Here is a 13579-nt window from a genome sequence, read left to right as displayed (position 1 = left end):
TCGGCCCGGCGTGCGCCGGTACGATCAGAATGAATAGGAAAGCTCCAACGCCACGTGGGAATCGCTGGCCAGCGCATCCCAGACCACGTCGCTCGCGGAGCTGTTGATCAGCGCCGCGCTGACACCGGCCCGCACTGCATCGCTGAGCCCCAGGTCGAGGGAGGCGCTGAGCATGTTGTTGCGCAGATCGGACGCCTGCGCGGTGTAGCCCAGGAACACCGAGGACAAATGGGCATCGTTGAGTTCCAGACGCGCCCCCAACAGGAACTTGCGATCAAAGATGCTCACCGGGGCCAGGGGCTGGTCACGGTCGTGGTGGTATTCACCGATCAGGCTCAGGTCGGCATCGCGCCAGGCCCGGGTAATCGCGTATTCGAGCCCCACCGACAGCTTGCGCGAGCTGTAGGCATTGTCGCTAACCCGCTGATCCAGGGCCTCGAGCTTGTACAACCATTGTTCCCTGACCCAGATCGCATCCAGCCCCCATTGCGTGACCTCGGTGTACTGGGCCACCAGGCTGTCACCTTCGGCGCGCAATGCCGGCGACCGATTGGTGCCCTTGAAGTAGCTCAGGCCGATGTCCAGGTCGGCCACCGAGACGAAATAACGCGCCGCCAGATCCAGGGAATCCGGATCGGCACCGTGGATGTACTCGGCCGCTGGCTGGACCCGGTAAGCGGCAAACCGCGCCGGCTCGCTGTAGAACTGCACCGGTTCGAAGCCGTCGAGCAGGTACAGGCTCAGATGCCCAGGCCCCAGGGTGCTGCCCAGCTTGATGGCTTTCTGCGAGAGCTTTTCTTCCGGTTGCAGACCGTCGAGGTTGTCGTAGGTGTTGATCACATCCACCAGTTGGCGGGTCTCCATGACGCCCCAATGCTCCTTGATCCGCCCCACTTTCAGCTCACGGTTGTCCTGCTCGAGGAGCACGAACAGCTCATCCCAATAGAAACTCGGCCGCGGGTCCCCGGACCCGCTCTCCAGGTAGCGCGGGTTGACCACCAGGCGCAGGCGCAGGCTGTCCCAGCTCTGCAGGTACTGGTAGTCCAGGCCCAGTTGCGCGGTGCCGGACAGCTGCCCATCGTCAACGCCCTCGGCCGGCGATGAGCTGAAGAAGTAGCGCTTGAGCGCGATCTTCGCCGACAACCCCTGCTCCGCCTCGGCCTGCACCTGGGTGACGCTCCAGCACAGCCCCAGCATCAACGCCTGGAGCCTGCGGTGGACCTTGCCTGGATTCATTGCGTCAGGTTTCCAAGCCTTGCAGGTTCAAAAGCGTCCTCCCGGATGCCGGTGCGAAACTGCACGTCGGAACTGACCAGCACGGTTTGCCGACCGGTGATGTGATTGACCATGGTCATGTTCAGGGCACGCCAGTAGCGCCCCAGGAACAACTGGTAGTCACCCAGGGTCAGGGTCTTGAACTTGCTGCCCTTGCGGTCGTAGTACTCGGTCTTCATCTGCCGGTAGTCGGTCTTGTTGTACCAGACCCAGATCGACGAATAGCCCGAATACGGATACAGCGGCACCTGCTTGACCACCGCGCACTGGAAGTCGCCGCAGGGTTCGTCGCGCAACCATTGGTAGTCGTAGTTGCCGACTTCCATTGAGCCAATGTCCTCGTAGGAAAACTCGCTGCCCGAGAACGACCCGGAACGGTCGGCCGCCGCCACCCGTTTGACCCGCTTGAGGGCCGGCAGGTACAGCCAGACCTGATCGCCTTCCTTGATCTTGGAGTGGATCAGCACCCGGGAATTCTTGATGTTCTCCGGGGCCTCGAAGGTCAGCAGCACCTTGTCGCCCACCGCCGTGCTGGCGGTTTCGAAGCTGTTCATGCGCATGAAGCGGTCGGTGCTGGCGCCCTCCTTCTCCACCAGGGTCAAGCGGATTCTGGCACTGGTGTCCTGGTAGCCCAGGTCACTGTCGCGCCAGTGATGGGCGTATTGCTGCCCCAGTTCCTGCTCCGGGCTGGCCAGCGATGTCCCCTGGTACAGCAGTGCGCAGAGTGACAGGCAGACGCTCGATACGGCATTGCAGTTCATTGTCGATTCCTTCTCTGAATACGGGTCGGGTTCAGGCTTCGCGCGTGGCCAGTCGCGTGGCGGCGCGGCCCCACAGGAAGCGGTCAAAGGTCAGCAGCACCAGGGGCAGGCACAGAGCGTCGAAGATCAGTCCGAGGAAAATCGCGATGACCGCCAGCAGGCCGAAATCGGCGTTCATCGAAAACGGCGACAAGGTCATCACCATGAAGCCCGAGGCGAGAATCACCGCATTGGCGAACACCGACGGCAGCACATGCTGGTAGGTCAGGCGCAGTGCCTCTCGTGGCGGGTGGCCCTGCACCAGGCGCAGCTCCTTGTAGTGGCTCATGATGTGGATCGTGGCCTCGACGATCAGGCCGTAGACCACCACGCAGACATTGATCGCCGCGGTATTGATCTCACCGCGCCACAGGCCCCAGAGGCCGAACATGATGAAGAACGGAAAGACGTTGGGCAGGATGCTGATCAGCCCCAGGCCGGCGTTGCGCAGGAACAGCGCGACCATCAGGGTGATGGTCACCAGTTCGAACAGCAGGCCATTGACCATGTACTCGATGCTGATGTGCGTGAGGTTGGCAAACACCACCGCCTCGCCGGTGCCCAGGCTCGGCACCAGCGCCGCACGATCGGCATGGGTCTGCCACCAGTCATCGGCCCGCTGCTTGATGTCGCGGATCTGCTGGGTGTCGAGCCGGCTCAGGGTCACCACCAGGCGCGTGGCCGACTTGTCGATGTTGATCTGGCTGCCCAGGTCGAGGCCGAACGGCAGCGACATTTCGTACACCAGCAGCATCTGTGCGGCCAACGCCGGGTCGCTGGGCAAGCGGTATTCCGCGGCCTGCCCGCCGTTCATGGTCTGGTTGAGCTTCTTCAGGGCATCACCGAGGGTGGTGACCGAATCGACTTCCGGCTGAATCCTGAGCCACTGGGCGAAACGGTCCAGTTCGACGAGAAAGCCCGGATCGGAAATATCGCCCCTGGCCGAGGTGGCGACATATTCCAGGCGATAGATCCCGGACAGGTTGTCCATGGCGAACTCGGTGGCGTTGCGCACCGGGATGCTGGTGTCGAAGTTCTCCACGATCCGGTCATTGATCAGGTTGTTGCGCGCCGGCTCGATTGCCAGCACGAACAGCACCACAAACCCCAGCAGCCAAAGCTTCGGGTAGCGCAACAACGGCTCCATGTACAGCGAATAGCGCCGGCTGGCGGCCCCCTCAAGCGGCTTGAGCCGCAGCAGCGGGATCAGCACCGCGGCCACCGAAATGGTCACCAGCAACGCCATGACCGCACCGATGGCCGCCAGCACCCCGAACTCCTTGTAGGGCGGCGACGCGGCGAACACCAGGCTATAGAAACCCACGGCATTGGTCGCCGTGCCAATGGCAATCGGCTTGATGGTGTCCTTGATCGCCGCGCAGGCCAGGTCCACCCGGCGCTGGCCATACTCAGCGCTCATCTGCCGCGCGGCGGACAGCACGTGCATGATTTCCGCCACCGAGGTCGCCAGAACAATGGTCGGCAGCAGGCCGGTCAAGGCCGTCGCCTCAAAGCCCAGCCAGCCGCTGGCGCCCAGGGTCGCGGCGGTGGCCATGCTGATGGCGATCAGCACCACCAGCAGGGCGCCAAGACTGCGCAGCATCAGCACGCTCACCAGCAGAATGATCAGGTACATCAACGGCGTGAGCACCGCCATGTCTTGCTGCGCCGCTGCCGGATAGGCCGCCTCCACGGCCGCCAGCCCGGTCAGGTGCACCTGCAGTTGCGGGTTCTTGCGGGCAAAGTCATCCAGCAGGCGCTGGCCTTCGGCGGTGGCGGCCAGCGCCGCATCCAGGGTCTGTGGCGGAAACTGCAGGGTGACCAGCACCCCCAGCGTCTGGCCATCGCTGGACACCAGGCGCTTGACCAGTTCGATGTCATTGCGTCCCAGGCGCTCCATCAACTCGATGTGGGACGGCGTCAGGTCCGTGGGCTCGCGTACCAGGGCCTCGACATGCACCGTGTCGCCTTCGGCGAACACATGCTGGAAGTTGGTTACCGAGTCCACCCGATAAGCGTGGGGAATGTGCCAGGCCTGTTGCGTCAGCTCATGCAACTGCTCTAGGTACTCCCGGGTAAACACCGTGCCCTTGGGGTTCTTGATCACGAACAGCAGGGTGTCGGACTTGCCAAACTGCCGGTGCAAGGCGTCCAGTTGCTCGACGGTTTTTTCGCCCTCGGGAAAAAACGCCCGGTAGTCGGCGGCGAAGCGGATCGAGGTCATCCCCCAGGACAACCCCGCGACCAGCGCCAGCACCAGGGCAAACAGCCAGAAACGGTAACGCTTGAGCACGCGCTCGAAGGTCGAAGTGGCCATCAATGCTGTCCTCCACCGATGCGCCCAATGACTTCCAGCAACTGCCCGACGCCGTCGTCGACACTGCGCCCTGCCGTCTCGATCAGGCACTCGCAGGCCGTCGGCGGCTGGTAGGCACTGTCAATCCCGGTGAACTCCGGCAACAGGCCACTGCGGGCCCTGGCATACAGGCCCTTGGGGTCGCGCGCTTCGCACAAGGCCAGAGCAGTGGCGACGTGCACCTCGATGAACGACGGCGCGGCAAACAACGCCCGCGCCCGCTCGCGGTCTTCAATGAATGGCGAAATCGCACTGACCAGGACGATGTAGCCACTGTCGTAGAACAGCCGGGCAACCTCCCCCAGGCGTCGGATATTCTCCTTGCGGTCGGCGGCGCTGAATTTCAGATCGCTGTTCAACCCGCCACGCAGGTCGTCGCCATCCAAGACCCGCACTCGTGCGCCCAACTGCCCGAGCCGCGCTTCCAGGGCCCTGGCCAGGGTCGACTTGCCGGCCCCCGAAAGGCCGGTGAACCACACACACAACGGTCCATGGACGAACCGGCCGGCCGCCTCGCCGAGGGAGGCGATAGCGCCGGTGTGGCCCTTGCCTGTGTCATCGATATTCACTGTCACGTCTCTCATAAACAGATCCAGTAGGTTCACTCGTACACCGAGCGGATGATTCGGCAGGGATTACCTGCCGCCAGTACCCCGGCCGGGATCGAGCGTGTCACCACGCTGCCGGCGCCGATGACGCTGCCATCGCCGACCTCCACCCCGCCCAACAGCACCGCCCCCGCGCCGATCCACACATCGTTGCCCAGCACAATCGGTGCCGCCCGCTGCACGCACTTGAGGCGAGCGTCGATGCGCACCGTACGTGCCCGGGGGTCCAGGGGGTGGGCGGTGGTCATCAGCTGTACGCCGGGCGAGAGGTAGGTGCGATCGCCGATGAGGATCCGGTTTGCGTCCAGAAAGGTGCAGTTCATGTTGATAAACACCTCATCGCCAATCTCGATATGCACCCCGTAATCACAATAAAAGTTGGGTTCTATCCAACTGTTCAGGCCCACTCGCTTGAGTAACTTCGCCAGCAGGGCCTGCTGTTCCTTGAACGCCAGAACAGAGCAATCGTTAAAGCGTCGTTGCAATGCCTGGGAGCGAAAACGCATGCGCGCAAGTTCCAGATCAGGCGTACAGAACCACTCTCCCGCGAGCATCAACTCGCGGGCCGAACGACTTTCGTCGATCACAATGCGTGGTGATTGAGAAACGTCCATGTCCAACTCCGAAGTTCTGGAAAGTCAGGCCTGGGGCAACTTTTCATAGGTCGATATATGCTTGAACGAGCCCTCGACGAAAGGCGTCTTGTCCCAACTTGACCAGCGCTGCACCAGGCGCATGCCCGCCAGCTCGGCCATCAGGTCCAGTTCCGCCGGCCAGGCATAGCGCAGCTCCACCGGAATCACTTTCACCCCTTGCTCCTGCATGCGGATAAAGCGGCAGCTGACCCGCTGCGCGACGGCATCCAGGCGCGAAGCTTCCAGCAGCACTTCGTTGCGCTCCAGGCCGCCGACATAGACCGGCTGGTCCTTGCCGTAGCGCGACAGGTCCGGATAAAAGGTCTCGATCACCAGGCGTCCATGGTCCTTGAGCAAGGCGCTGGTGGCCTTGAAGCAACTGACCTGGGCGGCCTGGGACAGCAGCAGGAACAATGAACTGAAGGTGCAGAAGGCCAGGCTGAACGGACCGCCCCCGACCCCTTCCAGGGTGGCGAAATCCGCCTCGGTCAGGGGAATGCCGGCCGCACCGGGCTTGGCTCGCAGCTTCTCCAGCATCGACGGTGATGCATCGACGCCATGCACCTGCACACCGCGTGCATGCATCGGCAAGGCGAAACGCCCGGTGCCGATCCCCAGCTCCAGCACCGGCTCGCGGGTGCCGGCCATTGCCACCAGAACCTCGATGGCATTGGCCGGAGCCTCGCCGTACAGGTCGTCATAGATATCGGCCAGGGTTTCGCCGTAAGTGCTGGCATCGTTCATGTGCTCATTCCACTCTGTGGTTTTTTCAGGGCAATAAGGTCCCGTGCGGGGGATATGATCCCCCGCAGGAAACAACCGTTAGTTAGGTGTTCAGTTCAAAAGACTATTGAGTGATTGCTTGCCTTACATAATCAGCAAGATGCTTCTTTTGAACATCCGATACAGCAAACAACTTGATATGCCTGCGAAACTTTCCAGAGCCTTCGAGCACCCCGTGCGGGTCGTCGAACAGATAGCCCTGACCAAACTCCACCGATACATGGTCGGTATAGGCATAGACCCCGCAGAACGGCGCTGCACGGGAAAACATGATGCCCCCGTACTTGACCATTTCCGCGACGCCGCCGCAGGTTTCCTCCACCACCTGGCGCACACGCTGGACGATGTCCAGCAAGGCTCCGTGGGTGCTGCCGATGTCCTCGAGCAACGCCAGGACCGCATCTTCGGTTTTAACCATGACCGCGTACTCCCTGGCAGCCCGCAACCTCAAGCCCGGTGCTCACTGGCCCACCGGAGTGCACAACTCGACCAGGGTTCCGGCCGGGCAACGCACATAGGAAACCACCTGCCCCCAAGGCTTGTGCTGAATGGCGGCGTGCTCGGTGGCGCCGGCGGCCAGGGCCTTGGCATGGGCCTTGGGCACATCATCGGTGACCAGGGCGATCTCGATGCCCAGAGGTTTGTGCTGAGGGCTGCAGAACTGGTAGCCGCCTTCACAATTGGAGTCCGCCAGGCCGCGGCTGGCGAAGGCCAGGGTCGTGGCGCCACTGTCGAGTTCACCGTAATCACCGGACTCGTCGAGGAAACGACGGGAGAAACCGAAGGCGTCCTCGAAGAAACGGATCGAGGCTTCAACATCGGGAACATAAACAATCGTGTATCCAAACTTCACAGTGTCACTCCTTTAATTACCCTGTTTATGAGGCTCCTGGCGCCTGGGTGGCAGCCTTGGAGCCGAGGCGAATTTTCCCGGTTAGCGGGGCGATCCGCCAGTGCAGAATCAGCCTGGAACAGCACTTTCAGACACTCCACATCATGGCCCGCAGCCACTAGTGAGCCGCCTGCCGGGGTGGCCACTGGGCGCGCACGCCTGTGTTCACCAGCGTTCATGTCCCTGCCTGGCGGTCATCCGCCGCGCTGACTTCGCGCACCGCCGCCGCCAGGCTCAGCAAAATCTGCTCCAGGGCCGCCCCGGAAAGAATGCTGTAGTGGTCACCAGCCAGGGTCAGGCAATGGGCGTCCCGGTCCTGTCCGGCCAAGGGACGCAGCCCGCTGGAAGGCTGCTCGACGCTGGCCTGCAGGTGCCAGGTCGGGCAAGCCGGCGCTCGGTAGCGATAATCGAGCAAGGCGGCGTAGTGCCGACAGAACAAGGCAAAGCGTTCCTGGGTGGCGCTCTCGCAGACTTCGGCTACCGCCTGGCCCGTGGCCTGGATCTGGGCGCAATGCTCCAGGTCGTCCTGAAACAGTTGCTGCAACAGGCTCGGCGGCAATTGCACCACGCTGTCCAGCGGCGCGCCCGCATCGAGGGTCACCAGCGCCAGTTGCTGACGGCCGCGGTCACTGAGCAAGCGGGCCATTTCCACCGCCAGCACGCCACCGAACGACCAACCGGCCAGCACCACCGGACGTGCTGCCTGCAGGCTGTCCTGCAATTGCTCCAGGTACTCCAGAGCCTGATCCTCAAGCGTATCGAAACGCTGGCCGGCGTCGGCACACAGGCCAATCACCTGGAAGTCCTCGCGGGTGGCACGAATCATCGGCCAATAGCACGACAACGCCCCGCCCACCGGGTGCACCAGCACCAGCAAGGGTTGCGGCTCACCGCTGCCGGCGCAGAAATCCACCCGGTTGCGGTGCCGCCGGCCCGTGCCCTGCACATGCCCGAGCAAGGCACTGACCGAGGGATAGGCGTAGATGTCCGCCAGGCTCAGGTCCAGCCCCAGCTCAGTGTTCAACCCCAACAGAATGTGCACCGCGTGCAGTGACGAGGCGCCCATGTCGAACCATGAATCAGCCGCGCCACGTACCGCCGGCAACACCCGCTGGACGCAGCTCAGCAGCAGTTCCTGCCGAGCCGAGAAGCCCACCTCCTGCACCGGCTCGCCGGGCTCGCAAAGCCCTGGCAGCAAGGCCACCAGCGCCCCCCGATCCACCTTGCCGTTGGCGCTCAGCGGCATCTGCGCCAGCGCGAACAACTGCACCGGCAGCATGTAGGGATTGAGGTACTGCGCCGCGAAGGCCAGCAACTGCGGGCCACTGGGTGCCGGCTGACCGGCGACGAAAAACCCGTACAAGGCCCCGGCAGCGTCTACACACACCGCCACCTGTTCAACCCCGGGGGCGCGTCCCAGCACCGCATCGATCTCCGCCAGTTCCACACGCATGCCATTGAGCTTGACCTGCAAGTCCTCGCGGCCGAGAAACTCGATCTCCCCGTCCATTCGCAGCCGTCCCATGTCACCGGTGCGGTAGACCCGCTGCTGCAACCCGGGCTCGATGAAGAAGGCCTGCTCGGTCCGTTGCCGATCATGGATGTAACCCGCTGCCAGGCCGTCGCCGGCGATGTACAGCATGCCCTTGACCCCTGGCGGGCAACGCCGGCCCAGCGCGTCGAGAATGTAGAACCGCTGGTTGCTCAGCGGTCGGCCATAGGGAATGCTCGGCCACTCGGGGTGCACTTGCTGGACCTCGAAGCAGTTGGACCAGATGGCCGCCTCGGTGGCGCCCCCCAGGGCCACGAAGCGCGAGCCCGGTGTAAGCTCCCGCAGGCGCTCGGGCAACCCCAGGGCGATCCAGTCGCCGCTGGCCATCCACAGGCGCACACTCGCCGCCGGCGCCGGCAGGCCCACCGCCCTGGCGTAGCCCAGGGCCATTTCCATGATCGCCGGGACCGAGTTCCAGACAGTCGCCCCATGGGTCCGTGCCGCGTCGAGCCAGGCCTGGGGCTCGGCCCGCTCGCCATTGGCCGGCAGGATCAGCGCACAGCCGCACAATGCCGGCATGAACAGGTCGAACACCGACAGGTCGAAGCTGAACTCACTGACCCCCAGCAGCCGGTCCTGGGCGTCGATGGCAAAGCGCTCGCGACAGTCCAGCAGGGTATTGAACGCGGCGCGATGGCTGACCGCCACCCCCTTGGGCGTGCCCGTGGTGCCGGAGGTGAACATCAGGTAGGCCAGGGAACTGTCCACCGCCGGATAAGCCGGTGCGATAGCGGCGCCCTGCGCCTCCGGCGACGCCAGCCAGTGCCGGTAGTCGAGCGACCAGTTCACCGGCGATGCGAGCACCGCCGCGATGTCCGCAGCATCGTCGCCCAGCACCGTGGTGGCCGCTGCCTGGGTGATGATCGAATGCACCCGGCGCACCGGGGAACTCTTGCTCACCGGAACATAGGTCGCCCCGGCCATCAGTACCGCGTAGATCGCCACCACATTGGCGCTGTCCCGACTGCCGCGCACCACCACATGGTCACTGGGCCCCACGCCGTTTTCATTCAGGTGGCTGGCCAGACGACTGGCCAGGCGCAACAGCTCGGCAAAACTCAGACTGCTGCCAGCGCTCAACAGCGCCGGCGCATCCGGGCGCAGCGCCGCTTGCCTGGACAGGCCCTGATGCAGAGCCTGCCGAGGCAGCGGCCGCGTGCAGTGATTGAAGGCATCGACCCGGGCCAGCAGTGACTCAGGCAAGGCCAGCTCGCTCAGCTCCCAGGTCGACGGCTGGTTGGCCAGGCGCTCCAGGGCGCCATGAAAATGCTCGAAGGCCTGGGCGACAAGCCCGGGCTCGAACAAGCCCTCGCGCTCGTCCCAAGACAGGCACAGGCCCGCCTCGCTTGCGAAGGCCTGGGCGTCGATCCAGATCTGCGGCGTCATCATCGCGTGATCGGTCTGTTGCAGCGGTGGCGCCGGCAGGTCCATTTCCAGCAACGAGGAAAACACATAAGGCATCGGCGGCTCGCTGCTGTCGAGACGCTGGTCGTGTTCGCGAATCCATTCGCGGACCACTGACACGCCATCGTAGGCGGCATGCTGCAGCGCACCGTACAGGTCCTGCTGGACCCGCTGGGCGCAGGCGGCAAAGGCCAGGGGTTGGGATGGCAGATCGAGCAGCAGGGTATCGGCGAAATTGCCGATGGTGCGGGCGAACTCCGGCCCCAGCAGCGTCCGGGTGCTGTACATGACGCTGCAGGTCACCGTGGTCCTGCCCGACCAGCGTGCCAGGGTCTGCAGATACACCGTCAGCAGGACCGCATTGAGCGACACCCGGTGATGCCGTGCCGCCGCACTCAGCGCCTGCTGCAGCGCCGGCGTCAGGACCACCCGATGCTCGATAAAGCGCGCCGGTGTTGCACTCGCCTGCCGACGCCGAGCCAGCGGCAGGTCCGGACCCGCAGCCAGTTGGGGAATTTTTTGCAGCCAGTAGTGCCGGGCCTTGAAACGCGCCAGGCGTTGGGCCCGGCTCCACGCCGCGACTTGCGCCGGGGCATAGCCCTGCGCTTGCAGAGGACTGTCTCCGGCGACCAGTGCCAGCAAGTCACCGATAAAAATCTGCACCGCCGGGGCATCGAACAGCGCCAGCCGATAGACCACATGCAAACAGCGCTCATGGGGACCTGCCACCAGCACCAGGCGAAACAGCGGCTGCTCCGCGGTCAACGGCGCAATCGGCATGGCGCTGTCCGCCAGGGCCGTGCAACGCCGTGGGTCCGTCCCCTCTGCAGCGACCTGCTGCTCGACCATCAGTTGCGGTGCGACCAGCGGCTTGAAGCGCGGGGCCTGGGCGTCCAGGGTGTACGCCAGGATCGGGTGCAAGGCCAGCAGGCGGGGCAATGCCGCTTGCAATTGCGCGGCCGTGGGCACCGCGCCGGCATAGACCAGGTGCAGATAGGCAGCACTGCCCTGGCTGAAAGCCGAATGCTCACCCAGCCAGTAGGCCTGGCGCAGCCCGCCAAGGTGAGACGCCAGTGGGTCCGTCGGGGCCAGGTACGCCAGCAGGCGACTCCTCTCATGACCCACTAAATGGCGGATATCTTCAGGCAGTCCGTCTGCGCCGCAGTAGTAGCGCAGGCGCCCGCCATCTTCATAGAGATGCACACCGCGCTGTTCCCAATGCTCGATCAATGTCGCCATCGCCTGGCTCATAGTTCGCCCTCGCAGATTGCCCCGGCACGCCGGCCGGCCGCCCCCTGCAGCACGGCGGCAACAAACTCGCCGAGGGTCGCGGTGCCGACGATCAGGGTCAGGTCAATCCCGTCCTCGCCGCACAGTTGCGGATGCAGTTGTTCGAGCAGTGCACACAGTTGCAGGGCCTGCAACGAGCTGCCCCCGATGGCGAAGAAGTTCTGCCCGGCATGCAACTGCTCCTGCGCCACCTTCAGCAAACGGGCGCAGAGGCCCAGCACGTCGTCCATCACCTGAGTCTGCAGCGGTACCGCCGTTGCACTACACATGGCGGGCTCCCACCAGTGCCGCGGCGGCCAGGGCATAGCCATCAGTGCCCAGACCGGCAATGAAGCCGTGGCACAGGGGCGCCAGCAACGAACTGTGACGGAAGCTCTCGCGGGCAAACAGGTTGGAAATGTGCACCTCCATCCAGCGCCCCGGGTAGTCCTGCAAGGCATCGCGCAGGGCCCAGCCGGACATCATCAGCGCCCCCGGATTGATAATCATCGCCTCGGCCTGATGCTGGCTCTCGATGAAGTCGATCAACTCGCCCTCATGGTTGCTTTGTCGGGCCAGCACCGTCCAGCCACGGGAGGCGGCGACCGCGGTGACCTCAGCGGTGATCTGGTCCAGGGTCTTGGTGCCATAGACCTGCGGTTCGCGCAGCCCCAGGCGCCCCAGGTTGGGGCCGTTAAGCAGGAGTAATGTCGGCATGGCGAGCCACCTCCAGCAAGGCCAGGATCTGGCCTGGCGCAGTCAGTTGATAGGTGCTGGGATAGCGCCGGATCTCCTCGCCGGGATGATCCCAGAGCGCCAGCGCGGTCTGCATGCCCGACGCCTGGCCGCACTGCAGGTCAGCCAGGGCATCGCCCACGAACAGGCAGCTCGCCGGGTCCAGATGCAACTGTTCGACAATCATCCGGGCCATGTCCGGCGCCGGCTTGGGATTGGCCACGTCGTCGCTGCCGACGATGCAGGAGAAATACTTCAGCAGGCCCAGGTACTCGAGAATCGCCACCGTGCGCCCATGGTCCTTGCCCGTGGCGATCGCCATGGGAATGCCCCTGGCATGCAAGCTCGCCAAGAGTCCCCCGACGCCTTCGAACACGCGGATGCGCTGCATTCGCGCGTTGCTTTCACGCATGAACACCGGGTGCATCTGCGCCGGCAGCCCCATGATCTTCATGATCTGCACAAAGCTGCGTCCCAGGTGCTTGCAGTACTCGCTGAACGGTGGTGGCTCGACGTCCGCCCCTACCACCTGGGCATGGGCCGCGTGGTAGGCCTCGCGAATCACTTGCTTGCTGTCGATCAAGGTTCCGTCGAGGTCGAAGATGACTGCACGGATGGGCAATTCAGACATGGCTCACAGCCTCCATCGCCGCTTGATGATTCAGACCTCGATCCACCGTGGCCGCCATCGACTGCACCGCCAGGGGCAAGGGTGAGAGGAATGCCGCAACCCGGGTGAATTCGCCGTCAGGGTCTTGCAGCACCCGTTGATAATCCAGTTCTAGCAGTTGCATGTTCGGCCGCGAACGGACCCATGCCAGCACCTGGGCCACATGCTCGCGATACAGCCGCGCCAGTTCCTCGACCTCCTGCCCTCCCCAGACCTGACCGCTGTGGTGCTCGGCCATGTCTCGCTGGGAACGGATCACCGCATCGATATCACGGTGCATGAACAACACCCGATACCCGTGGGTCGCTGGCAGGTGCTGGAGAAAGCGCGACACCAGCTTGACCGCACGGCCGCGGGCCTGGTCCATCCACCCCAGGTAGCCGTCGCGGGACTTGACCGCTTCCCATTCGAAATAGCCATGGGGATTGCGTTCATCGCCCTGGCGCAGGTTGTCAGTCAGCGGTGCCAGGCCGGCACTGGCCAGGGCACGCATCATCATCGAGGTGCCGCTGCGCGGCAGCCCGGAGACCACGGACACGAAGCCGCCATCGCCAGCAACGCAGTCCGGTACATTCATGCATTCATATTGCTTAAGCATCC

General features: G+C 64.1%; 13 protein-coding genes. All 13 read right to left on the bottom strand.

What is annotated here, in order from left to right; genetic code table 11:
• Positions 1–24 precede the first annotated feature (24 nt).
• Positions 25–1236: a hypothetical protein gene (locus PFZ56_RS18195; protein WP_123573250.1), complete on the bottom strand. Its 1212-nt coding sequence runs from the start codon at positions 1234–1236 to the stop codon at positions 25–27.
• Positions 1233–2036, bottom strand: a complete 804-nt coding sequence (locus PFZ56_RS18190; protein ID WP_102864344.1) for an outer membrane lipoprotein-sorting protein — start codon at positions 2034–2036, stop codon at positions 1233–1235. The genes PFZ56_RS18195 and PFZ56_RS18190 overlap by 4 nt, the downstream gene beginning before the upstream one ends.
• 31 nt (positions 2037–2067) lie before the next feature.
• Complete coding sequence (locus tag PFZ56_RS18185) at positions 2068–4392, bottom strand: RND family transporter (RefSeq protein WP_170004780.1); 2325 nt, start codon at positions 4390–4392, stop codon at positions 2068–2070.
• On the bottom strand, positions 4392–5015 hold the full coding sequence (cysC, locus tag PFZ56_RS18180) for an adenylyl-sulfate kinase (protein WP_110595800.1): 624 nt from the start codon (positions 5013–5015) through the stop codon (positions 4392–4394). The genes PFZ56_RS18185 and cysC overlap by 1 nt, the downstream gene beginning before the upstream one ends.
• 17 nt (positions 5016–5032) lie before the next feature.
• Positions 5033–5653, bottom strand: coding sequence for a sugar O-acetyltransferase (locus PFZ56_RS18175; protein ID WP_102864341.1), 621 nt, complete (start codon positions 5651–5653; stop codon positions 5033–5035).
• A gap of 24 nt (positions 5654–5677) precedes the next feature.
• A complete protein-coding gene (locus PFZ56_RS18170) occupies positions 5678–6418 on the bottom strand; it encodes a class I SAM-dependent methyltransferase (protein ID WP_102864340.1) in 741 nt (246 codons plus the stop codon).
• 103 nt (positions 6419–6521) lie between these two features.
• Positions 6522–6875 (bottom strand): DUF1801 domain-containing protein, encoded by a 354-nt coding sequence (locus PFZ56_RS18165; RefSeq protein WP_102879855.1) that lies wholly within the window; start codon positions 6873–6875, stop codon positions 6522–6524.
• A gap of 42 nt (positions 6876–6917) precedes the next feature.
• On the bottom strand, positions 6918–7310 hold the full coding sequence (locus PFZ56_RS18160; protein WP_102864339.1) for a VOC family protein: 393 nt from the start codon (positions 7308–7310) through the stop codon (positions 6918–6920).
• Positions 7311–7524: 214 nt separating this feature from the next.
• Positions 7525–11544: a non-ribosomal peptide synthetase gene (locus PFZ56_RS18155; protein WP_170004778.1), complete on the bottom strand. Its 4020-nt coding sequence runs from the start codon at positions 11542–11544 to the stop codon at positions 7525–7527.
• A gap of 8 nt (positions 11545–11552) precedes the next feature.
• Positions 11553–11864 carry a phosphopantetheine-binding protein gene (locus PFZ56_RS18150; RefSeq protein WP_162884136.1) on the bottom strand — a complete coding sequence of 104 codons (312 nt, stop codon included), beginning with the start codon at positions 11862–11864 and terminating at the stop codon, positions 11553–11555.
• Positions 11857–12291 carry a type II 3-dehydroquinate dehydratase gene (locus PFZ56_RS18145; protein ID WP_102864336.1) on the bottom strand — a complete coding sequence of 145 codons (435 nt, stop codon included), beginning with the start codon at positions 12289–12291 and terminating at the stop codon, positions 11857–11859. The genes PFZ56_RS18150 and PFZ56_RS18145 overlap by 8 nt, the downstream gene beginning before the upstream one ends.
• Entirely contained in the window at positions 12269–12940 is a 672-nt protein-coding gene (locus tag PFZ56_RS18140) for an HAD-IA family hydrolase (RefSeq protein WP_102879858.1), read from the bottom strand. Before PFZ56_RS18140 ends, PFZ56_RS18145 begins: the two co-directional genes overlap by 23 nt.
• Positions 12933–13577 carry a sulfotransferase gene (locus PFZ56_RS18135; protein WP_170004776.1) on the bottom strand — a complete coding sequence of 215 codons (645 nt, stop codon included), beginning with the start codon at positions 13575–13577 and terminating at the stop codon, positions 12933–12935. The genes PFZ56_RS18140 and PFZ56_RS18135 overlap by 8 nt, the downstream gene beginning before the upstream one ends.
• Positions 13578–13579 lie beyond the last annotated feature (2 nt).

Origin of the sequence: Pseudomonas danubii (assembly GCF_042980055.1) — a bacterium.
Classification (GTDB): domain Bacteria; phylum Pseudomonadota; class Gammaproteobacteria; order Pseudomonadales; family Pseudomonadaceae; genus Aquipseudomonas; species Aquipseudomonas danubii.
This window is presented reverse-complemented; position numbering and strand designations above follow the sequence as displayed.